17 protein-coding genes are annotated in these 21492 nt (G+C 66.9%); 10 read left to right on the forward strand and 7 right to left on the reverse strand.

The annotated features are described in order from the left end of the window. The first annotated feature begins 52 nt into the window (after positions 1-52). The 5 genes from JW897_RS04515 (at position 53) to JW897_RS04535 (ending at position 6067) form a co-directional block, all read left to right on the forward strand. Positions 53-1519: a GDL motif peptide-associated radical SAM/SPASM maturase gene (locus JW897_RS04515; protein ID WP_048414465.1), complete on the forward strand. Its 1467-nt coding sequence runs from the start codon at positions 53-55 to the stop codon at positions 1517-1519. A gap of 227 nt (positions 1520-1746) precedes the next feature. Further along, entirely contained in the window at positions 1747-2748 is a 1002-nt protein-coding gene (locus JW897_RS04520; protein WP_048414464.1) for a substrate-binding domain-containing protein, read from the forward strand. A gap of 347 nt (positions 2749-3095) precedes the next feature. Further along, positions 3096-3623: a gluconokinase, GntK/IdnK-type gene (locus tag JW897_RS04525; protein WP_205465295.1), complete on the forward strand. Its 528-nt coding sequence runs from the start codon at positions 3096-3098 to the stop codon at positions 3621-3623. Position 3624: 1 nt separating this feature from the next. Next, the gene (gene gntU / locus JW897_RS04530; RefSeq protein ID WP_048415466.1) at positions 3625-4962 is read left to right on the forward strand and encodes a gluconate transporter; all 1338 of its coding nucleotides are present in this window, start codon (positions 3625-3627) and stop codon (positions 4960-4962) included. 199 nt (positions 4963-5161) lie between these two features. Then, complete coding sequence (locus JW897_RS04535; RefSeq protein ID WP_048415467.1) at positions 5162-6067, forward strand: sensor domain-containing diguanylate cyclase; 906 nt, start codon at positions 5162-5164, stop codon at positions 6065-6067. Positions 6068-6097: 30 nt separating this feature from the next. Here JW897_RS04535 and JW897_RS04540 read toward each other — a convergent pair whose 3' ends face one another. Then, a complete protein-coding gene (locus tag JW897_RS04540) occupies positions 6098-6940 on the reverse strand; it encodes a DAHP synthetase I family protein (protein ID WP_205465296.1) in 843 nt (280 codons plus the stop codon). 387 nt (positions 6941-7327) lie between these two features. Between JW897_RS04540 and dhbC the strand changes: the two genes are divergently transcribed. From dhbC to JW897_RS04560, 4 genes are read left to right on the forward strand one after another with little or no spacing between them, the layout of a single operon-like run. Then, the gene (dhbC, locus tag JW897_RS04545; RefSeq protein WP_205465297.1) at positions 7328-8512 is read left to right on the forward strand and encodes an isochorismate synthase DhbC; all 1185 of its coding nucleotides are present in this window, start codon (positions 7328-7330) and stop codon (positions 8510-8512) included. After that, on the forward strand, positions 8509-10155 hold the full coding sequence (locus tag JW897_RS04550; RefSeq protein WP_205465298.1) for a (2,3-dihydroxybenzoyl)adenylate synthase: 1647 nt from the start codon (positions 8509-8511) through the stop codon (positions 10153-10155). Before dhbC ends, JW897_RS04550 begins: the two co-directional genes overlap by 4 nt. After that, positions 10152-11033 carry an isochorismatase family protein gene (locus JW897_RS04555; protein WP_205465299.1) on the forward strand — a complete coding sequence of 294 codons (882 nt, stop codon included), beginning with the start codon at positions 10152-10154 and terminating at the stop codon, positions 11031-11033. Before JW897_RS04550 ends, JW897_RS04555 begins: the two co-directional genes overlap by 4 nt. Further along, complete coding sequence (locus JW897_RS04560; RefSeq protein WP_107798851.1) at positions 11030-11824, forward strand: 2,3-dihydro-2,3-dihydroxybenzoate dehydrogenase; 795 nt, start codon at positions 11030-11032, stop codon at positions 11822-11824. Before JW897_RS04555 ends, JW897_RS04560 begins: the two co-directional genes overlap by 4 nt. Before the next feature lie 437 nt (positions 11825-12261). Here the strand turns inward: JW897_RS04560 and JW897_RS04565 are convergent, their stop codons facing one another. The 3 genes from JW897_RS04565 to cysD all read right to left on the reverse strand — a co-directional run bounded on the left by JW897_RS04565 (position 12262) and on the right by cysD (position 15928). Next, the gene (locus JW897_RS04565) at positions 12262-13266 is read right to left on the reverse strand and encodes a BMP family lipoprotein (RefSeq protein ID WP_205465300.1); all 1005 of its coding nucleotides are present in this window, start codon (positions 13264-13266) and stop codon (positions 12262-12264) included. Positions 13267-13565: 299 nt separating this feature from the next. Continuing rightward, a complete protein-coding gene (cysN, locus tag JW897_RS04570; protein WP_205465301.1) occupies positions 13566-15002 on the reverse strand; it encodes a sulfate adenylyltransferase subunit CysN in 1437 nt (478 codons plus the stop codon). Continuing rightward, positions 15002-15928 (reverse strand): sulfate adenylyltransferase subunit CysD, encoded by a 927-nt coding sequence (cysD, locus tag JW897_RS04575; RefSeq protein ID WP_205465302.1) that lies wholly within the window; start codon positions 15926-15928, stop codon positions 15002-15004. The genes cysN and cysD overlap by 1 nt, the downstream gene beginning before the upstream one ends. A gap of 208 nt (positions 15929-16136) precedes the next feature. Here cysD and JW897_RS04580 point away from each other — a divergent pair, with 208 nt between their 5' ends. After that, positions 16137-18296 carry an HDOD domain-containing protein gene (locus tag JW897_RS04580; RefSeq protein ID WP_205465303.1) on the forward strand — a complete coding sequence of 720 codons (2160 nt, stop codon included), beginning with the start codon at positions 16137-16139 and terminating at the stop codon, positions 18294-18296. A 7-nt stretch (positions 18297-18303) separates the two neighbouring features. Here JW897_RS04580 and JW897_RS04585 read toward each other — a convergent pair whose 3' ends face one another. From JW897_RS04585 to JW897_RS04595, 3 genes are all read right to left on the reverse strand, one after another. Next, a complete protein-coding gene (locus JW897_RS04585) occupies positions 18304-19662 on the reverse strand; it encodes an aspartate aminotransferase family protein (RefSeq protein ID WP_205465304.1) in 1359 nt (452 codons plus the stop codon). Between the two features lie 158 nt (positions 19663-19820). Next, the gene (locus JW897_RS04590) at positions 19821-20033 is read right to left on the reverse strand and encodes a sigma factor-like helix-turn-helix DNA-binding protein (protein WP_048415477.1); all 213 of its coding nucleotides are present in this window, start codon (positions 20031-20033) and stop codon (positions 19821-19823) included. Between the two features lie 188 nt (positions 20034-20221). Next, positions 20222-21460 (reverse strand): TIGR03862 family flavoprotein, encoded by a 1239-nt coding sequence (locus tag JW897_RS04595; RefSeq protein WP_205465305.1) that lies wholly within the window; start codon positions 21458-21460, stop codon positions 20222-20224. Positions 21461-21492: the final 32 nt, after the last annotated feature.

The raw sequence follows: 21492 nt of genomic DNA on the forward strand, positions 1-21492 counted from the left end.
CAGTCCGGGAGCGCCCTTCGGGCGCTCCTCGTCCCTTTTCAAGGACCCGCCCATGCTCGATGACCGCCCCGCCGTCCGCCCGGCCCGTTATCTGGACGACGAAGACTTCAAACGCTACGTCCCGGTGCACGTGGTTTGGGAAATCACGCTGGCCTGCGACCTGAAATGCCTGCACTGCGGCTCCCGCGCCGGCCATCGCCGCCCCAACGAACTGTCCACCGCCGAATGCCTGGAGGTGATAGACGCGCTGGCGGCGCTGGGCACCCGCGAGATCACCCTGATCGGCGGCGAAGCCTATCTGCGCAAGGACTGGACCCAGTTGATCCGCGCCATCCGCGGCCACGGCATGTATTGCGCGATCCAGACCGGCGGCCGCAATCTGAACCCGGCCCGGCTGCAACAGGCGATAGACGCGGGCCTCAACGGCGTCGGCGTGTCGCTGGACGGTCTGCCCCCCCTGCACGACAAGGTGCGCAATGTGCCGGGCGCTTTCGACAAGGCGGTGGACGCCTTGCGCCGCGCCAAGGCGGCCGGCCTCGCCGTCAGCGTCAACACCCAGATCGGCGCGGCCACCATGCCTGACTTGCCGGCGCTGATGGACCAGATCATCGAACTGGGCGCCACCCACTGGCAGATCCAGCTGACGGTGGCGATGGGCAACGCGGTGGACCACGACGAGCTGCTGCTGCAGCCCTACCAGCTGCTGGAGCTGATGCCCTTGCTGGCCCGGCTTTACCGCGAGGGCGTGGAGCGCGGCCTGCTGATGAACGTGGGCAACAATATCGGTTATTACGGTCCCTACGAGCGGCTGTGGCGCGGCTTCGGCGACGAGCGGGTGCACTGGAGCGGCTGCGCCGCCGGCCAGACCGTGCTGGCGCTGGAGGCGGACGGCACCGTCAAGGGCTGTCCCTCGCTGGCCACCGTCGGCTTTTCCGGCGGCAATGTGCGCGACATGAGCCTGGACGACATCTGGCACCATAGCGAGGGCATCCATTTCGGCCGCCTGCGCTCGGTGGACGATCTGTGGGGCTATTGCCGAAGCTGCTACTACAACGACGTCTGCCGCGGCGGCTGCACCTGGACCTCTCACTCGCTGCTGGGCAAGCCCGGCAACAACCCCTACTGCCATTACCGCGCGCTGGAGCTGGAAAAACAGGGCCTGCGCGAACGCATCGTCAAACTGCAGGACGCCGCGCCGGCCTCCTTCGCCGTCGGACGCTTCGACCTGATTACCGAGGACATCGCCAGCGGCCAGGAGATCAGCCGCGTCAGCCGCAGCGGCCAGGTCATCGCCCTGAGCTGGAAGAACAAGGGCAAGGCCGCGCCGCGCGAAGGCCGGCCGCCGACCAAGCTGGCGCTGTGCCGGCAGTGCCAGCAATACATCCACCCCGACGAGACCTGTTGCCCGCACTGCGCGGCCGACATCGCCGCCGCCGACCGCGACTACCAGCTGGAACAGGCCAGACGCCAGCAGGTGATCGACAATCTGCGCCGCTTGCTGGGCTTGCCGGCGGACTAGCGCGCGCCGCGCCGGCGCCCAAACGCGGTTTTATGCCAAAAAACTTGGCGCTGCCGCCACGGCCATCCACTGGCCATAGCTCATTTGACGGAAATCGGTCTACAATCGCGGCTTGCCCCACCTGATCACGCCGCCTTGGGAGCCCGATGCCCGCATGACCTGTTTCGCGCCGTTCGCCCCGTCCACGGAAGCCGCCGCTCCCGTTCCCGCCTTGCCGGGCCCGCGCCATGAGCGATAAGCCGCGCCGCCCATCGCTGCAGGACATCGCCGACCGGGTTGGCACCTCCAAGATGACGGTCAGCCGCTATCTGCGCAACGCCAGCCTGGTGTCGGACGCCACCGGCCAGCGCATCGCCGGCGCGATGGAGCAATTGGGCTATATCCCGAACCGGGTGCCGGACCTGCTGGCCCGCGCCAAGAGCCGCGCCATCGGCGTGCTGTTGCCGTCGATGTCCAACCAGGTGTTCTCCAGCCTGGTTCACGGCGTCGAATCCATGACCCGCGAGGCCGGCTACCATACGCTGTACGGCCATTACTGCTACGACGTCGAACAGGAAACCCGGCAAGTGGAGCAGCTGCTGTCCTTCCAGGTGGACGGACTGATCCTGTGCGAAACCGTCCACTCCGAACGCACCTTGCGCATGTTGCAGGTGGCGGCGATTCCGGTGGTGGAGGTGATGGAGCTGCCGTCCCAGCCCATAGACCTGGCCGTGGGCCTGGACCATCAGGCCGCCGCCGAGGACATGACCCGGGCGATGATCGCGCGCGGCAAGCGGCGCATCGCCTACCTGGCCGCCCGCCTCGACCGCCGCACCCGGCTGCGCGCCGCCGGCTACCGCTCGGCGATGGAGCAAGCCGGGCTGCTGCCGATGGAAATACAGACCGAGCAGCATTCCAGCTTTCAGCTGGGCGGCGAAATGCTGCGCCAGGCCCTGGCCGCCGCGCCGGACCTGGACGGCGTGTTCTGCACCAACGACGACATCGCCGCCGGCGCCTTGCTGGAGGCCCAGGCCATGGGCATGGCGGTGCCGCAACGCATCGCCGTCGCCGGCTTCAACGCGCTGGACATCGGCGCCGCGCTGCATCCGCGACTGGCCAGCGTGGCCACTCCGCGCGAAGAGATCGGCCGGCTGGCGGCGCAACGCTTGCTCGGCCGCATCCACGGCCAGCGTTACGCCGATCCGGTCGTAGACCTGGGCTATACCCTGAGCCTGGGCGGCAGCGTCTAAGAACCTGTTTACGATCTGCTGCGCTGCGGCGATACGACGTTGAAACCCTCTTCGAAATGCTCATGTACCACTCGTGCATTCCGCATTCTCAGCCGCAACGCCTTGTCTCGCTTTTGCCCACGAGATCGTAAACACTTTCTAAGCCGGTGCTGGAATACGACACCGGCCTCCCCGTAAAATCCCTTAGCAATCAAGCCCTCAAGCGATGACGCCGGCTCCGGATCAAGCCCGGCGCTCAAAACGCTTGCCTGCGCGCCGCAAAGCCGACATATTGTTATCGGCATAATGTTACCGGTAACAATCACGATCCGCCTTCATACCATCCGACAACTCATTGGAGTGGCTTCATGAATTCCACACCACATCAGGTTTACGTGCTGATGGGCGTCTCCGGCTGCGGCAAGTCCGCGCTCGCCGCGCGGCTGGCCCAACACCTGACATGCGCCGTGCTCGACGGCGACTTCCTGCACCCGCGCGCCAATATCGACAAAATGGCCGCCGGAACGCCGCTGGACGACTCCGACCGCCTCCCCTGGCTCGCCGCGCTCAGCGACGCCGCCTACGCCATGCAACGCAGCAACGCGCTGTCCGTCATCGTCTGCTCCGCGTTGAAACGGCGCTACCGCGACCAACTGCGCGCCGGCAATCCCCAGCTGTCCTTCCTGTACCTGAAAGGCGATTTCGACCTGATCCTGCAGCGGCTGCAGGCCCGGCAAGGCCATTTCCAGAAAGCCGACATGCTGGCCTCGCAATTCGCCGCGCTGGAAGAGCCGGGGCCGGACGAGACCGACATCCACACCCTGGACATCCGTCCCGAACTGGACAGCGTCGCCGCCGCCGCGCTGCGCCTGATCCAGTCCCGCCGGGAGCGCTGACATGTCCATCGCAACCCTGGTATTGACCGCGCTGGGCTCGGTCGCCCTGCTGTTGTTGCTGGTGATGAAGGCGCGCCTGCACGCTTTCATCGCGCTGATGCTGGTCTCCATCGGCGCCGGCGTGGCTTCCGGCATGCCGGTGGAGAAAATCGCCGACACCATGCAAAAAGGCATGGCCGGCACCCTGGGCTTTCTCGCCGTGGTGGTGGCGCTGGGCGCGATGTTCGGCAAGATCCTGCACGAGACCGGCGCGCTCGATCAGATCGCCGGCCAACTATTGAGCCGCTTCGGCGAACGGCGCGCGCATTACGCGCTGGGCGTGGCCGGGCTGGTCTGCGCGCTGCCGCTGTTCTTCGACGTCGCCATCGTGCTGCTGATAGGCGTGGTGTTCGCGGTGGCGCGCCGCACCGGCGGCAATGTGGTCAAGCTGGCGGTGCCGCTGTTCGCCGGCGTGGCCGCCGCGGCGGCCTTCCTGCTGCCCGGCCCCACGCCCATGCTGCTGGCCTCGCAGATGCAGGCCGACTTCGGCTGGATGATCGTCATCGGGCTGGCGGCGGCGATTCCCGGCATGCTGCTGGCCGGACCGCTGTTCGGCAGCTTCATCAGCCGGCACGTCAGCCTGGCGCTGCCGGACGACATCAGCGAGCCGACGCTGGAGCGCGGCCGCATGCCCTCCTTCGCCTTCAGCCTGGCCCTGGTGCTGTTTCCGCTGCTCATGGTGGCCTGCAAGACCCTGGGCAGCCATCTGGCGACGCCGGGATCGGCTGTCTTCCACTGGCTGCAGTTCATTGGCCACCCGTTCAGCGCCATCCTGGCCGCCTGCCTGATCGCCATCTACGGCCTGGCCATCCGCCGCGGCATGAGCAAGGATCAAGTCATGCAGATCTGCAACGCCGCGCTGCAGCCGGCCGGCATCATCCTGTTGGTGACCGGCGCCGGCGGCGTGTTCAAGCAGGTGCTGGTGGATTCCGGCGTGGGACCGGCGCTGGGCAACGCGCTGATAGGCGCCGGCCTGCCCATCGCCGTCGCCTGCTTCGCGCTGGCGGCCGCGGTCAGGGTGATCCAGGGCTCGGCCACCGTCGCCTGCCTGACCACGGTGGGGCTGGTGCTGCCGGCCGTAGAGACCATGGGCTTGTCCGGCGCGCAGCTGGCGGCGCTGTCCATCTGCATCGCCGGCGGCTCCATCGTGCTCAGCCACGTCAACGACTCCGGCTTCTGGCTGTTCGGCAAATTCACCGGCGCCGACGAGGCCCAGACGCTGAAAACCTGGTCCTTGATGGAAACCATCCTGGGCACCACCGGCGCGCTGGTCGGGATGGCGGCCTTCGCCATGCTGTAAGCGCCTAGCCAGCCTTGGCGTCAGTGGCTGCAGCGGCTCGGCCAGATGAGCGGTCCCAAGCCGTTTTCAACGCCGCCTCGCCGAGGCGCAGCGAACATTGAACAGGCGCTCGGCGCCCGTTCAAGGAGCGGCGCTTACCTTGGCAAGCATGGCCGCCGGGTACGATACTCACTGAAACACGCTCGAGTAGCCCACCGCCATGACGGACGCCCTCTGCATCACCCTGCTTGCCATGCTGGACGACAGCGCGACCCTGGTCGCGCTGTTCGACCAGCACGACAAGCTGCGCTACGCCAACACGGCCTTTCGCCAGAGCTTCTTCCTGGCGCCGGAGGAAAGCCTGAGCTGGGCGGAACTGATGCGGCGCAACCATCGGCAGGGACAGGGCTCGCGGATAGAAACCGACGATATTGAAACCTGGCTGCGCTCCGCCTGTTCGCGTCGCGGCAAGCTGCCTTACCGCGCTTTCGAGGCAGATCTGCGCGACGGCCGCTGGATGTGGATGACCGAAACCATGAGCGCGGACGGCTGGATGCTGTGCCAGGCCAGCGACATCACCGAGCTGCGCGCCGACCGGCGCGCGCTGCGCCAGGAGCGGGACGTGGCGCTGCGCGCCGCTCAGACCGATCCGATGACCGGCATCAGCAACCGCACCCATTTGATGCAGTTGTTGCAACTATTGCTGCAACAGCGGCTGCGGCACACGGCGCCGGCCTGCCTCGCCATCCTCGATCTCGATCACTTCAAGCGCATCAACGACCTGGAAGGCCATCCGGCCGGCGACCAGGTGATCTGCGGCTTCGTCCAGGCCGCGCGCGCCCAACTGCGGCAAAGAGACGGCTTCGGACGGCTGGGCGGCGAGGAATTCATGCTGCTGCTGCCGCAAACCTCGCTGCTCGAGGCGGAACAGTGCTGTGAACGGATTCTCGCCGCCGCGCGGCTGGACCGCCCGCTGGCGGCCAAGCCGGAACTGGGCTACACCTGCTCGATCGGCCTGACCGAGCTGCGGCCCGACGACGACATCGCCAGTTGCTACGCCCGCGCCGACGAGGCCCTCTACCACGCCAAGGGCAGCGGGCGCGATTGCTTAAGCAGCACCCGCTAAACGCCGGCCCACGGTCGCGCGGCCCCTAGCTCAGTCGGCCGCCAACAGCTCGGACGCCCGCCAGCGCTGGAATCTCCGCTGCGCCGCCGCCACGCTGGACGCGGTCAGCGTCAGACCGCCGCAAGCCGACGCCCAGCCGTCGGCGCTTTCCGGCGCATCGTCGAAGGCCAGAAAATGCGGCGCGTCTCCCGCCGCCATGCCCGGCCCCAACAGCACCGCGCCGTCCGGATTGCCGGCGCTTTCCACCAGACCCACCCGCCCCTCGTTCAGCAACATCGGGAAGCGGTGGCTGGCCGCCACCGACTGACGCGCGTCGCGGGCGATTTGCAGCTTGTCGGCGTCGCCGGGCTCCAGCAAGACCGGGCAAGGCAGCGCCGACGCCAGCTCGCGGTGGATCTGGCTCTCGATCACGGTGGGCGGCAACAACACCGCGCTGACTAGATCGCTCAGATACGCCATCTCGTTGGGCTGAATCAACACATGCGCCAAGGGAACGCCGGCCGCCAGGCATTGCAGATAAGCCCTTCTTTGCTCCAGCAGCGCTTGCCGTCCGCGCCCCGCCGCCGCCGCGGCAAGCGGCTGGGCCAATACGCTCCAGCCGTCCTCTCGCGACAGCCAGGCGCTCAACTGCTCCGCCTGCTCCAACAGCGCCGGCAAGGGCAAACGCAGCAACAGCACGCGCCGCGCGCCGGTTCCGGCCACCGCGGCCTGGGCCAGGCGGCGGCCGCGCGCCACCGTCTGCCGCGCCCTGTCGTCCGCCATCGCGTCGGCCATCAGTTCGCGCGGCGAGGGCAAACGCCGCAAGCCCATCGGCTCCGCCGCCTGTACGCTATCGGGAACACCGTCCATGCTGTCGCTGCCTTCGGAATACATTGTCATTCTCCATCTGCGCCTGCCATGCAAGCGGTTCAATTGGCGGCTACGATATTTTTATTGAGAATGATTGTCAATTGCGTTTTTACCAAAATTAGTCCAATCTCCCGGCATGGCTTCCCTCCCTAAGGCCCCGCATGGCCTGCTCTGCAGCGGCTTTAGCCTCCTTCGCAGCCTTCTTCGACCTAGTCGGAAAATGACGAAAACATTGACAGTAAGGTCCTAACCCGAAGCTCGGCCTTGACTAAGTCCTAGAGCAAAAATGTGGAATCAATATCATCTGTACGCAATATCACCGTATTGCAATGGATAACGATTATCATTTATATTCGCCCTCGACGCTCAGACGAGCCATCCCCCACCTACCCAGTGGACTCAGGAATAGCGATGAACCAAACCTCACTCGACCCAGCCTATAGCGGCGAACACAATCTGTTGGCCGCCTACCAGGCCGATTCCGCCTTCTTCTTCGCCTCGCCATGCCACACCCTGCTGGCCGAAGGCATCCAACGCGTCATCACCGACGCCGACCCCAGCGCCGCCATCGCCGCCGCGCTGGCCTCGCAGCCGGACCCGGAGCAAGCCGTAGTCGTTGGCGCCATCCCCTTCATGCCGGAACAACAGCCGTGGCTGTTCGTGCCGCAACAGGTACGCCGCGCCGACGCGCTGAAGCAGGAACAGCGCAGCGCGCTGCGCCAGCCCTTGCAAGCCGAGTGCCGATTGACGCCGCAACCGGCGCCGGCCGCCTACTGCCAGGGCGTCAGCGACGCGCTGGCCCGCATCGGCAGCGGCGCGCTGGACAAAGTGGTGCTGTCGCGCACCTTAGAGCTTTCCGCCGAGCAGGCCATAGACCAGCGTCAATTGCTGCTCAATCTGGCCAGCCAGAATCAGCACGGCTACACCTTCGCCGTGCAACTGAGCGAAGACGGCGCGCCGCGCCGCGCGCTGATGGGCGCCAGCCCCGAGCTGCTGCTGGCGCGCTACGGCCGTCAAGTGATCACCAATCCGCTGGCCGGCTCCGCCGCGCGCAGCCCGGACCCGGCGGAAGACCGCCGCCGCGCCGACGCCCTGCTGGAATCCGGCAAGGACCTGTACGAACACAAGCTGGTGATCGACGCCGTAGTCGAGGCGCTGGCGCCGTATTGCCGCGACCTGCAGGTGCCGGCCGGCCCGTCGCTGGTTTCCACCGCCACCATGTGGCATCTGTCCACCCGCATCAGCGGCGAGCTGATCGACCCAGCGGTGAGTTCCTTCGAACTGGCGCGAGCGCTGCACCCCACCCCGGCGGTATGCGGCTTCCCGGCCGACCCGGCGCGCAGCCTGATTCGCGAGATCGAACCGTTCGACCGCGGCTTCTTCACCGGCATGGTGGGCTGGTGCGACGGCAAGGGCGACGGCGAATGGGCGGTCACCATCCGCTGCGCCGAAATCGCCGAACGCACGCTGCGCCTGTTCGCCGGCGCCGGCATCGTCACCGGCTCGCTGCCGGAAAGCGAGCTGGCCGAAACCGCGGCCAAGTTCCGCACCATGCTGCGCGCGATGGGCCTGGCCGATTTGGCGGAGGCGGCATGAACGAACAACGACTGGGCTGGACCCCGTGGCCTGAAGACTTCGCCCGCCGCTACCGCGAGGCCGGCTATTGGCAGGGCCAGACCCTGTTTTCCATGCTGGCGGCCCAGGCCGAGCAGCAACCGGAAAAACTGGCCCTGGTGACCGGCAAGCAGCGACTGAACTACCGCGAGCTCAAGCTCTACGCCGAACGCCTGGCCGCCGGCCTGTACGCCCGCGGCCTGCGCCCTGGCCAGCGCGCCGTGGTGCAGCTGCCCAATTGCGCCGAATTCTTCATCGTCGCCTTTGCGCTGTTCCGCCTCGGCATGCTGCCGGTGTTCGCGCTGCCGGCTCACCGCCGCGCCGAAGTGTCCTACTTCTGCCAGCACACCGACGCCGCGGTCTACATCTGCGCCGACCAGCACGCCGGTTTCGACTACCGCACGCTGGCGGCCGAGCTGCTGCCGCTGGCGCCGTCGCTGCAACAGGTGATCGTGGCCGGAGAAGCCGGCGACTACACCCCGCTCAACAGCCTCTACCTGATGGACCAGCCGCTGCCGGCGGAGCCGGACGCCAGCGGCCTGGCCTTCTTCCAGCTCTCCGGCGGCAGCACCGGCGTGCCCAAGCTGATCCCGCGCACCCATGACGACTATCTGTACAGCTTCGCCGCCAGCGCCGAAATCTGCGGCCTGAACCGCGACAGCGTCTATCTGTGCGTGCTGCCGGCCGGCCACAACTTCCCGATGAGCTCGCCCGGCAGCTTCGGCGTGTTCCACGCCGGCGGCACCGTGGTGCTGGCTTCCGGCCCCAGCGTCGACGAATCCTTCGAACTGATCGCGACCGAGGCCGTCACCATCGCCGCGCTGGTGCCGCCGCTGGTGCCGCTGTGGCTGGACGCCGCCGCCAAGCAGCCGGGCAAGCTGGCCAGCCTGCGCCTGTTGCAAGTGGGCGGCGCCAAGTTCGGCCCCGAGCTCGCCGCCCGCGTCGAGCCCGCGCTCGGCTGCAAGCTGCAGCAGGTGTTCGGCATGGCCGAAGGCCTGGTCAACTACACCCGGCTGGACGACGGCCCGGAACGGGTGCTTCACACCCAGGGCCGGCCGATCAGCGCCGACGACGAAGTGCGCATCGTCGACGACGAAGACCAGCCGGTGGCGCCGGGCGAAGTCGGCCACCTGCTGACGCGCGGCCCTTACACCATCCGCGGCTACTGGCGCGCCGCCGACCACAATCAGCGCGCCTTCACCGCCGACGGCTTCTACCGCACCGGCGACCTGGTGAGCATGAACGCCGACGGCTATCTGACGGTGGAAGGCCGCGCCAAGGACCAGATCAACCGCGGCGGCGAGAAGATCTCCGCCGAGGAAGTGGAAAACCACCTGCTGGCCCACCCGCTGGTGCGCGACGTCGCCATCGTGGCGATGAGCGACCCCTATCTGGGCGAGCGCTCCTGCGCCTTCATCATCCCGCGCGAGCAGCAGGCGATCCGCCTGCCCCAGGTGGCCGCCTTCCTGCGCGAGCGCGGCCTCGCCGCCTACAAGATTCCGGACCGGCTGGAGCTGGTCGACACCCTGCCGCAAACCAGCGTCGGCAAGGTCAGCAAAAAAACCCTGCGCCAGATGCTGGAACAGAAACTGGCCGCGCAGTCCACCCAAAGGTCACAAGCATGAGCATTCCCCGCATCGCCCCCTACGCCATCCCGTCGCAACTGCCGGAAAACCGCGTCGACTGGACGGTAGCGCCGCAGCGCGCCGCGCTGCTGATCCACGACATGCAGGAATACTTCCTGGACTTCTACGACCGCGACGCCGAGCCGGTGGCCACCGCGCTGCGCAATATCGCCGCCATCCGCGCGCGCTGCCGCGAGCTGAACATCCCGGTGTTCTACACCGCCCAGCCGGCGGAACAGGCCGACAGCGACCGCGGCCTGCTCAACGATATGTGGGGTCCCGGCCTGCCGGCGCGCCCGGAACGCCACCCCATCGTGGCCGGCCTGAGCCCGGCCGCCGACGACACCGTGCTGACCAAGTGGCGCTACAGCGCCTTCCAGCGCTCGCCCTTCCTCAACCTGCTGCGCCAGCAAGGCCGCGACCAGCTGATCATCTGCGGCATCTACGCCCACATCGGCTGCATGAGCACCGCGCTGGACGCCTTCATGTACGACATCCAGCCCTTCTTCGTCGCCGACGGCCTGGCCGACTTCTCGGCCGAACGCCATGCGATGGCGCTGGAATACGTGGCCCAGCGCTGCGGCGTGACCCTGGACAGCCAGCGCCTGCTGAGCCAGCTGGCCGCCCCGGCCTCCGCCGCGCCCAGCGCGGAAGCGCTGCGCGCCGCCATCGCCGAACTGCTGCAGCAGCCGGCCAACGACATCGGCCTGGACGACAATCTGCTGGACTGGGGCCTGGACTCCATCCGCCTGATGAGCTTGCTGGAGCAATGGCGCGCGCTGGGCGCGGAAATCGACTTCATCGAACTGGCGCAACAGCCCAGCGTCAACGCCTGGCAGGCGCTGCTGGCGCGCCAGCTGGACGGGGTCGCCGCATGAGCGCCAGCTACCCTGAATTCCACGGCCGGCTGGCCGTGGTCAGCGGCGCGGCCCAGGGCATAGGCGCGGCGCTGGCGCGCTCGCTGGCGGACCAGGGCTGCCGCGTGGCGGCGCTGGACCTGCGCGCCGACGGCCTGCAGCAGCTGGCGCTGCACGCGCCGGCCCATGCCGACGGCCGCATCATCCCGCTGCCGCTGGACATCCGCGACGGCGCGGCGGTGGAACAGGCGGTGGCGCGCATCGAGGACGAGATCGGCGCCATCGACATGCTGGCCAATGTCGCCGGCGTGCTGCGCCTGGGCACGGTGGAGCAGCTCAGCGACGAGGACTGGCTGCAGAGCTTCGCCGTCAACACCCACGGCGTATTCTTCCTCAGCCGCGCGGTGGCGCGGCGCATGCAGGCGCGCCGCCGGGGCGGCATCGTCACCGTCGGCTCCAACGCCGCCGAAGTGCCGCGCACCCAGATGGCGGCCTACGCCGCCTCCAAGGCCGCCACCACCCAGTTCAGCAAATGCCTGGGCCTGGAGCTGGCCGAGTTCGGCGTGCGCTGCAACATCGTGTCGCCCGGCTCCACCGACACCGCGATGCAGCGCCAGCTGTGGAGCGACGACGCCATCCCACCGGCCATCCTGCAAGGCTCGCTGGAGCAGTATCGCACCGGCATCCCGCTGCAACGCATCGCCGCGCCGCAGGACGTGGCCAATGCCGCGCTGTTCCTGCTGTCGGATCAGGCGCGCCACATCACGCTGCATAATCTGTACGTGGACGGCGGCGCGACGCTGGGGATCTGAGAGCCTGCTCACAATCCTTTTTAGCGTGTTGAAACCTTGTTAGGTGCGCAAGAAGCCACGTACCCGACGTGCCCAGAACCCCTTCAAGCCTGCCGTCGGGTGGCAGGCCCGAGGTCTTAAGCGGCTGCCCTGTTTGAGCGATTTGACGCTAGCAAATCGCGAGTTCAGCCGCGCCTCGGGACTGACGGGCCCCGGCGGGAAACCGTAGGCCAGGCTTGCAGGGCGGCCTTTGGGGTAAAGGGGAATTTGGCCGAGCAAATTCCCCTTTCCGTTCGCCGGGCGGAACCGGCCCTAAATCATCATCCGCGCAGCGGATTCAAACCTCAAAATCGCAAACTGTTTCGAATAAATTCACCTCGGCAAAGAAAAACGGGCAAGACCATCTGGTCTTGCCCGTTTTCACGTCGCCGCGCTTAGCGCGGCGCGGCCCCGACGAATCAGTTCACCGGGCAGCGGTTGGCGGCTCGGTAATCCACCACCTTGATCTTGCCGCTGACGATGTCCTTGCGCGCCTGCAGGATCTTCTTCTCCATCTCAGGCGTGATCAGCGAACGGTTGTGCTGGTCCAGCGACCAGTCCACGCCGTTTTCTTTCAAGCCCATCAGCTTGACGTCTGGCTTCCACGCGCCGTTCTTGGCGTCGCGCATGGTTTCGTAGACCGCGTTGTCCACGCGCTTGACCATGGAGGTCAGCACCACGCCCGGCTGCAGATAGTTCTGATTGCTGTCCACGCCGATGTAGAACTTCTTGGCGCCCTTGGCCGCCTGAATCACGCCCATATTCGACAGCGCCGCCGCGGCGAACACCACGTCCACGCCGCGATCGAACTGGCTCTTGGCCAGCTCGCCGCCGCGCGCCGGGTCGTTGAAGGCGGCGTGGGTGGTGCCTATCATGTTCTGCATCACCACCGCCTTGGGATTGGCGTACTTGGCGCCCTGGGCGTAGCCGCAGCCGAAGGCGCGGATCAGCGGCACGTCCATGCCGCCCAGATAGCCCACCTTGCCGCTCTTGGACTTGAGCGCGGCGGCCATGCCCACCAGGAAGGAGCCTTCCTGCTCCTTGAAGGCGATGCTCTGCACATTCGGGCCCTTGGCCACCGAATCCACCAGGGTGAACTTCACCTTGGGGAATTCCTTGGCCACGGTCTCGATGGACTGGGTGTAGGCGAAGCCCACCGCCACCACCAGGTCGGCGCCCTTGCGCGCCATATTGCGCAGCATCTGCTCTTTCTGAGCGTCGTTGCTGACCTGGCCTTCGCGGTAGTTGATGTGGAATTCTTTCTTGAAACGTTCGGCGCCGTTGAATGCCGCTTCATTGAAGCTCTTGTCGAACTTGCCTGCCTGATCGTAGATCACGGCGACAGTGAAATCCTTGGCTGCAACCGGGCCTGCCAGCAAGATGGCAGCGGTTGCGCCTGCGATGTGTTTCAGCGCAAACGTCATGTTTTATCTTTTCTATGTGGATTACAGGCGATGCGACAGCGCCGCGGGCGGCGTTGCCGGCGCTTCAAGCGAAAGACGGAGGGGGAAACCGAGTGGACCGCGGCTGCCGGAGCAACCGGGACGAAACAGAACCACGCCGCTGCGAACCGCAGCGGATACAACGCGCCAATTGAAGCTGCCGGATTGTAGGCAGCCCGCCGCCAGCTGTAAACCGGCGTGGCCGAATCCTGCAACAACAGGTCGAAAAATGGACAGCCCGCCGTGGAACGGAGGGCTGTCCATCGCTGCACGACACTAGCTCAGCGCGGAAACAGCTGGCCGATGTCCTTGGCCTCCCAGTGCGGGAAGTATTTGCGCACCAGCGCGTTCAGTTCCAGCTCGAAGGCGCGCAGCCGCTGCAACTCGTCCTGCGGCGCGGCCGCCTGCTCCGTCCCGGCCGCCGTGATCATGCCGGCGCCGGCGGTAGCGTTGCTCAAGCGGTCTATCACGATGAAGCTGCCGGTGCCGCGACAGGCGGCGTAGACGTCTATCACCGCCGGCGCGTTCAGGCTGATGCGGCACAGCGCGATCTCGTTCAGATGCAGCGCCTCCGACGGTTTCTGCTCTAGGGTGTTGACGTCCACCTGGTGCAGGATAGCCTCCACCCGGCCGGTGACGAATTTGCCGGCCAGCTTGAAACCGTACTCCTTGCCGGCGCGCAGCGGCGCGTCCTGCATCCACACCAGGTGAGCGTCCAGACTGTTGCTCACCGCCGGCGGCGGCTGGTCCGCGCGCACCAGCATATCGCCGCGCGACACGTCGATCTCGTCCTCCAGCGTCAGCGTGATCGCCTCGCCGGCGCCGGCCGCGGCCAGTTCGCCCTCGTAGGCCACCACGGCCTTGACCTTGCTGCGGCGGCCGGACGGCAGCGCCAGCACTTCGTCGCCGGGACGGATCTCGCCGGCGGCGATGGTGCCGCAGAAACCGCGGAAGTCCAGATTGGGCCGGTTGACGTACTGCACCGGCAGGCGGAAGGCTTCCAGCGCCGCGTCGCTGCGCACTTCCACCGTTTCCAGCAGCTGCATCAGCGTCGGCCCCTGATACCAGGGCGCGCCCTCGCCGCGGCTGACCACATTGTCGCCGCGCAGCGCGGAGATCGGCACGAAGCGGATGTCCGGAATCGCCAGGCCCTCGGCGAAGGCCAGGTACTCGTCGCGGATGCGCTCGAACACCGCCGGGTCGTAATCCACCAAGTCCATCTTGTTCACCGCCACGATCACGTGGCGAATGCCCAACAGGCTGACGATGAAGCTGTGGCGGCGAGTCTGGGTCTGCACCCCTCGCCGCGCGTCGATCAGGATGATGGCCAGATTGCTGGTGGACGCGCCGGTGGCCATATTGCGGGTGTACTGCTCATGCCCCGGGCAGTCGGCGATGATGAACTTGCGCTTGTCGGTGCTGAAATAGCGGTAAGCGACGTCGATGGTGATGCCCTGCTCGCGCTCCGCCTGCAAGCCGTCCACCAGCAAGGCCAGGTCGATGTCCTGGTCGGTGGTGTTGTACTTCTTGGAGTCGCGCTCTATCGCCGCCAGCTGGTCCTCGAAGATCAGCTTGGAATCGTGCAGCAGCCGGCCGATCAGGGTGGACTTGCCGTCGTCGACGTTGCCACAGGTGATGAAGCGCAACAGATCCTTGTTTTCGTGCTGGCGCAGGTATTCCAGGATGTCGCCGGCGATCAGATCGGATTGGTGAGTCATCAGAAATATCCTTCCATCTTTTTCTTTTCCATCGAGCCGGCGCTGTCGTGGTCTATCACCCGGCCCTGGCGCTCGGAGGTTCGGGTCAGCAGCATCTCCTGGATGATGTCCGGCAACGTAGCCGCCTGCGACTCCACCGCTCCGGTCAGCGGATAACAACCCAGGGTGCGGAAACGGACTCGCCTGGTTTCAATGCTCGCCTTCTCTTCCGGGCTCAGATATTCCAGTATCCGCTCGTCGTCTATCATGATCAGCGTGCCGTCGCGCTCTATCACCGGCCGTTCGGCTGCGAAGTACAGGGGCACGATCTCGATGTTTTCCAGGAAGATGTATTGCCAGATGTCCAGCTCGGTCCAGTTGGACAGCGGGAACACGCGTATGCTCTCGCCCTTGTCTATCTTGCTGTTGTAGATGTTCCAGAGCTCGGGACGCTGGTTCTTCGGGTCCCAGCGGTGGTTGCGGTCGCGGAAGGAATAGACGCGCTCCTTGGCGCGGCTCTTTTCCTCGTCGCGGCGCGCGCCGCCGAAAGCCGCGTCGAAACCGTATTTGTTCAAGGCCTGCTTCAGGCCCTCGGTCTTCATCACGTCGGTGTGCTTGGCGCTGCCGGCGGTGAACGGGTTGATGCCGGCGTCCACGCCGTCCTGGTTGACGTGGACGATCAGGTCCCAGCCGTATTCGCGCGCCTGCTTGTCGCGCAGCGCGATCATTTCCTTGAACTTCCAGGTGGTGTCCACGTGCATCAAGGGAAACGGCGGCTTGCCCGGCGCAAACGCCTTCTTGGCCAGGTGCAGCATCACCGCCGAATCCTTGCCTATCGAATACAGCATCACCGGGTTTTCGAATTCCGCGGCCACTTCGCGAATGATGTGGATCGACTCCGCTTCCAACTGCTTGAGGTGAGTCAGCCTCTGTTGACCGATGTCCATGCTTCCTGCCCATCCTGTAGATGCGCTCAAATCTACCGAAAGCCCATCGGCGCATCAAAACCGATGGGTTATATCAATATGCTCTTAGCAAATCAACAATTAGTCCAAAGGGCAATAAGAACATCGGCGCAAACCTTGCGGAATCTTCGGCCCGCGCTTCAATAACTGTCTACATTAGTACAAATACGCAAGCCGCACGGAGACAGCGATGAGCCCCGCCGCAGAGCCGGAATACCAAATCGTCGCCACGCTGCACTGCCCCGACGGCCTGTCGGTGCTGCTGGCCAGCCGCGACGGCGCGGCGCTGGCGCTGGTGGAGTCCGCGGCGGAGCTGCCGGACGCGCCGCCGCGTTCAGCCTTCCGCCACCCGCTGCTGCTGGCCTGGCAGGGCCCGGTCCGTCTCGACGGCAAGGACTACGCCGCCTACCGGCAAGACACGCTGCAGCCCTTGCGCCTGAAGGCGCTGCCCGCGCTGCCGCTGGCCGAGCGCATCGGCCTGGCCTGCGACATCCTGGAACCGCTGATCCACCTGCACGCCAGCGGCAAATGCCTGGGGCGGCTCTATCCCGAAACCGTGCTGTCCGACATCCACCAGCGCGTCGCGCTGCTGGGCGAACACGCCTGCCAGGCGCTGAGTCCGGAACGGCTGCGCCAGGAACTGCTGCAGGCGGAACAATTGCTGCGCTGGCTGATCAGCGCCGGCGCGCCAGAGCGGGAATGCGATCCGGAGCTGGAGCAATGGCTGGCCGCGCTGCGCGACCCGGCGGCCGACGCCGGCGCCTGTCGCCGCGCTCTGGCCGGCCTGCAGGACTGGCTGGCCCGCCACCAGCGCTTCAACCGCCAGGAAGGCGGCCGCGCCGCGCTGGACCACTTGCTGCAGCGCATGCGCCACGCGCCGGACTTTCCGGCGCTGTCGCAGGCGATCGCCGCCATCAACAAGAGCAACAACGCCGACAGCGAGCGGCTGCAAGCGCTGTCCAGCGCCATCCTCAAGGACGTGTCGCTGACCAATAAGCTGCTGAAAGTGGTGAATTCCGCCAATTTCAGCCAGTACGGCGGCGCGGTCAGCACCATTTCGCGCGCCATCGTCATCCTCGGCTTCGACACCATACGCAATCTAGCGCTCAGCCTGCTGCTGTTCGAACACCTGCACAACCGCGCCCACGCCGACGAGATCCGCGACGTGGCGGTCAAGACCCTGTTCACCGGCCTGCTGGCGCGCTCGCTGGCGCCGGCCTGCGGCGTGCGCGAGGCGGAAGAGGCGCTGATCTGCGGCATGCTGCAAAACCTGGGCGAACTGCTGTGCGTCAATTACTTCCGCGACGAATACCGGCAGATCCAGGCGCTGATCGCCGCCGGCGCCGGCGTAGACCAGGCCGCGCACCAGACGCTGGGCGCCCATTACGCCGACCTCGGCGCCGCCACCGCCGCGCTGTGGCGCTTTCCGGAACGGATTCTGACCGGCATGGAGCCGATGCCGGCCGGCGCGGTGCGCCAGCCGCAAACCGGCGAAATGCGGATGAAGACCTTAAGCTCGCTGTGCCGCGAACTGGTCTGTCAGCTGACCCAGAGCGGCATCGACCAGGCCGACGCCAGCCGCAAGCTGCTGAAACGCTACAGCCGGGCGCTGGCGCTGGAGTGGGCGCCGCTGGAGCGCGAGCTGGCGCAAGCGCAGACCCTGCTCTCCGCCTATCTGGCGGAACTGGGCCCCGAGGCCGGCCAGGGGCCGCGCTCGCAAGCGCTGCGCCTGGCCAGACTGGACAAGAGCGCGCCGCCGCCGGCCGCCAGCGCGCCCCGGCCATCGGCGCCGGACCCCACCCGGCTGCAGGCCACCGCCGGCTCCGCCGGCAGGATCGCCGTGCTGTCCGCCGGCGTCCAGGACATCACCAACACCCTGCTGGGCGACTACAAGCTCAACGATCTGCTGCGCATCATCCTGGAAACCATGTACCGCGGCCTGGGCTTCGACCACGCGCTGATCTGCGCGCGCAGCGGGTCCGATCTGCCGCTGCAGGCCCGCTTCGGTTTCGGCGAAAAAGTGGAATTGCTGCTGCCGGCGCTGCGAGCCGACATCGACAGCGGCGACAGCCTGTTCCGCAAGGCGCTGGAACGCAACGCCGACATGCTGATCGACGACATCGACGCGCCGGCCATCGCCCAGCACATCCCGGCCTGGTACCGCCAGATGGGCGCGGCCCACACCTTCGTGCTGCTGCCGCTGACCTTGGACAAACGCAAGCTGGGCATACTCTACGGCGACCGCCGCCAGGCGGGATCGCTGGCCATCGCGCCGGAGCAGCTCAGCCTGCTGAAGACGCTGCGCAACCAGGCCTTGCTGGCCATCCGCCAGCAGCCCGCGAAACTTTGAACAGGCGCTAAACCACCTCGCCGGCGAAGCCGTCCAGCGCCTCCAACAGGCGATCGACGTCGGCGAACTCGGTGTCCGGGCACAGCAGCAACATATTGTGGAAGGGCGTGATCAGGAAGCCGCGGTTGAGCAGGTAAAGGTGGATGATGCGCTCCAGCTCCTCGTCCAGCATCGCCCCGGCCTCGCCGCCGTTGCGCGGCGGCTGCGGGGAAAACTGAAACTCGCAGCGCGCGCCGACCCGGCTCACGCACCACGGCAGCCGCCAACGCTCGATCCAGTCCTGCAAGCCGTCCGCCAGGTGCTGGGCCAGCGCGAACATCCGCTGATAGGCGGCGTCGCTCATCACCTCGGCCAGATTGGCGCGCATCGCCGCCGCGGCCAGCATATTGCCGCTCAGCGTGGTGCCGATGCCGGAATGGCCGGGCGCGGCGGCGCGCTTGGCGCGCTGCGCCCGCTCCGCCAGCTCGGCGCTGAAACCGTACACCGCGCACGGCAGGCCGCCGCCCAGCGGCTTGCCCAGCACCAGCGCGTCCGGCTGCAGGCCGTAGGCCGCGCCGTAGCCGCCCGGCCCGCTGCTGATGGTGTGGGTTTCGTCCAGCAGCAGATAGCTGCCGTAGCGGCGGATCAACTCCCGCGCCTCGCCCCAGAAGCCCGGCCCCGGCAGCACCATGCCGATATTGGTCATCACCGGCTCGGCCAGCACGCAGGCCACCCTTTCGTCACGCAAGGCTCGCTCCAGCGCCTCCAGATCGTTGAACTCCACCACCCGAGTGTGCGCGGCCGGATCGTGCGTCTGGCCCAACAGGCTGGCGCGCGCCCTGGGCCGGCCGTCGGCCAGATCGACGAAGGCGTCGTCCACGGTGCCGTGGTAACAGCCGTTGAACACGATGATCTGGTCCCGGCCGCTGGCGGCGCGCAGCCAGCGCAGCGCGAAGCGGTTGGCGTCGCTGGCGCTGAGCGCGAACTGCCAGTGCGACAGGCCGAAGCGCCGCGCCAACTCCTCCGCCACCCATACCGCGTCCGCCGACGGCAGCATCGCGGTCAGGCCCCGCGCCGCCTGCTCGGCGATGGCGCGCGCCACCGGCGCCGGCGAATGGCCGAACATCGCGCCGGTGTCGCCCAGACAGAAATCCAGGTATTCATGGCCGTCCGCGTCGCGCAGCCGCGCGCCTCGGGCCTCTTCCACGTAGAGATTGAACGGGGTGGACCAATCCGCCATCCAGTGCAGCGGCGCGCCGAACAGCAAGTGCTCGCCGCCGGCGGCGGACAGCCGCCGCGAGCGCGGGCGCCGCTCGGAAAACATCGCCAGTTCCTGCCGGTGCAAGGCCTGGGCCTTGTCGAAATCGATGCCGTGACGCATAGCCATGAAGCTCTCCTTGGAAGGGAAGACTGCGCGTCAGTATATCCAGAAGCCGTGAACGGGGGCAGCGTCGCCGGCGCCGCCCGGCACAAGGAACAGCCGGCGGCCCGGACGCGACGAAGCCCGGCCTTGGCCGGGCTTCGCAGCCTCCGTGACGGCGGACTTCACAAGGGCAGATGGCCTGCCAGAGCGTTGATTTTTTGCAGCGCGCGGCGGAAACGGCTGTGCGCGCGGGACACGGTGGATTCGCTGATGTCCATTTGCTGGGCGGCGAAGTAGCCGGTCATGCCCTCCACCTCCATCAGCCACACCGCTTCGCGTGAGCGTTTTTTCAGGCCGATCAGATCGGCCACCTGGTTGAAATCGTCAAGCTTCATCGCGCTGTTCTCCTCAGGCGTTCGCCTTCGCATCATGACAATCCATGCAGTGGGCGGCTTTTTCGACAACGACGTGGCCGCGCGTTTCGCGCGGCACTACCAGTATAGAGACTTGCAAAAAAAATGCAGGCAAGGCTCCGTGTAAATACGCAGTCGCCGCCTATTGCGCTGGCGTGGACGCAACAGCCTCAGCCCTGCCGCATCCAGCGCAGCACTCCGCCCGCGGCGGCGCGGCCGGTGGAGAAGCAGGCGGTCAGCAGATAACCGCCGGTGGGCGCTTCCCAGTCCAGCATCTCGCCGGCGCAGAACACGCCCGGCATCGCCTGCAGCATCAGATTGCCGTCCAGCGCGCCGAAAGTCACCCCGCCGGCGGTGCTGATCGCCTCGTCCAGCGGCCGCGGCGCCAGCAAACGCAGCGGCAAGGCCTTGATGCCCTCGGCCAGCTTGGCGGGATCGTTGAAGATCTCCTTGTCCAGGCATTCGCGCAACAGTCCCATGCGCACCCCCTTCAGGCCCAGCCGGCTCTGCAAATGGCTGGACATCGAGCGCGAGCCGCGCGGCCGCGCCACTTCGCCCAGAATGCGCTGCAAGCTCCAGTCCGGCATCAGGTCCAGATAGCACAAAGCCGCGCCGCTGCGCGCGATTTCATCGCGAATGGCGCCGGAGCAGGCGTAGATCAGATTGCCCTCCACGCCGCCGGCGGTGACGACGAACTCGCCGCGGCGGCTGAACGGATGGCCGACGGCCGGGTGGAACTGCAAAGTCACCGACTTCAACGGCGCGCCGGCGAACTTGTCGGCGAAGTATTCGCTCCAGCCGGCGTCGAAGCCGCAGTTGGACGGCTGCAGCTTGGACACTTCCACGCCGCGCTCGCGCAGCATCGCCGCCCAGCTGCCGTCCGAACCCAGCTTGCGCCAGCTGCCGCCGCCCATGGCCAGCACCACGGCGTCGGCCTCGGCCAGGCGCTCGCCGTCCGGCGCCGACAGCCGCAGGCGGCCGCGCTCGTCCCAGCCCAGGAAGCGGTGGCGCACGTGGAAACTGACGCCCGCCTCGCGCAAGCGCGTCAGCCAGGAACGCAGCAGCGGCGCCGCCTTCATTTCCTTGGGGAACACCTTGCCGGAGCTGCCGATGAAGGTTTCTATGCCCAGGCCGTGCACCCAGGCGCGCACATGCTCGCCGTTGAACACATCCAGCATCGGCCGCAACTCGGCGCTGCGCGCGCCGTAGCGTTGCACGAAGCTGGCGTGGGGCTCGGAATGGGTGATGTTCATGCCGCCCACGCCGGCCAGCAGGAATTTGCGGCCGACCGACGGCATCGCGTCGTAGACATCGACCCGCACGCCCGCCGCCGCCAATTGTTCGGCGGCGGCCAGGCCGGCCGGTCCGCCGCCGATGATGGCTACGCGGCGTCCGCTTGTGTCACCCATATACTGCGCTCCTTGAAATCCATGGTGATGAA

The sequence above is a fragment of the Chromobacterium alkanivorans genome (genome assembly GCF_016937655.1).
Taxonomy (GTDB): Bacteria; Pseudomonadota; Gammaproteobacteria; order Burkholderiales; family Chromobacteriaceae; genus Chromobacterium; species Chromobacterium alkanivorans.

Coding starts and splice junctions, on each gene's coding strand:
- JW897_RS04515 (WP_048414465.1), top strand. CDS start 53: ATGCTCGATGACCGCCCCGCCGTCCGCCCGGCCCGTTATCTGGACGAC.
- JW897_RS04520 (WP_048414464.1), top strand. CDS start 1,747: ATGAGCGATAAGCCGCGCCGCCCATCGCTGCAGGACATCGCCGACCGG.
- JW897_RS04525 (WP_205465295.1), top strand. CDS start 3,096: ATGAATTCCACACCACATCAGGTTTACGTGCTGATGGGCGTCTCCGGC.
- gntU (WP_048415466.1), top strand. CDS start 3,625: ATGTCCATCGCAACCCTGGTATTGACCGCGCTGGGCTCGGTCGCCCTG.
- JW897_RS04535 (WP_048415467.1), top strand. CDS start 5,162: ATGACGGACGCCCTCTGCATCACCCTGCTTGCCATGCTGGACGACAGC.
- JW897_RS04540 (WP_205465296.1), bottom strand. CDS start 6,940: ATGTATTCCGAAGGCAGCGACAGCATGGACGGTGTTCCCGATAGCGTA.
- dhbC (WP_205465297.1), top strand. CDS start 7,328: ATGAACCAAACCTCACTCGACCCAGCCTATAGCGGCGAACACAATCTG.
- JW897_RS04550 (WP_205465298.1), top strand. CDS start 8,509: ATGAACGAACAACGACTGGGCTGGACCCCGTGGCCTGAAGACTTCGCC.
- JW897_RS04555 (WP_205465299.1), top strand. CDS start 10,152: ATGAGCATTCCCCGCATCGCCCCCTACGCCATCCCGTCGCAACTGCCG.
- JW897_RS04560 (WP_107798851.1), top strand. CDS start 11,030: ATGAGCGCCAGCTACCCTGAATTCCACGGCCGGCTGGCCGTGGTCAGC.
- JW897_RS04565 (WP_205465300.1), bottom strand. CDS start 13,266: ATGACGTTTGCGCTGAAACACATCGCAGGCGCAACCGCTGCCATCTTG.
- cysN (WP_205465301.1), bottom strand. CDS start 15,002: ATGACTCACCAATCCGATCTGATCGCCGGCGACATCCTGGAATACCTG.
- cysD (WP_205465302.1), bottom strand. CDS start 15,928: ATGGACATCGGTCAACAGAGGCTGACTCACCTCAAGCAGTTGGAAGCG.
- JW897_RS04580 (WP_205465303.1), top strand. CDS start 16,137: ATGAGCCCCGCCGCAGAGCCGGAATACCAAATCGTCGCCACGCTGCAC.
- JW897_RS04585 (WP_205465304.1), bottom strand. CDS start 19,662: ATGGCTATGCGTCACGGCATCGATTTCGACAAGGCCCAGGCCTTGCAC.
- JW897_RS04590 (WP_048415477.1), bottom strand. CDS start 20,033: ATGAAGCTTGACGATTTCAACCAGGTGGCCGATCTGATCGGCCTGAAA.
- JW897_RS04595 (WP_205465305.1), bottom strand. CDS start 21,460: ATGGGTGACACAAGCGGACGCCGCGTAGCCATCATCGGCGGCGGACCG.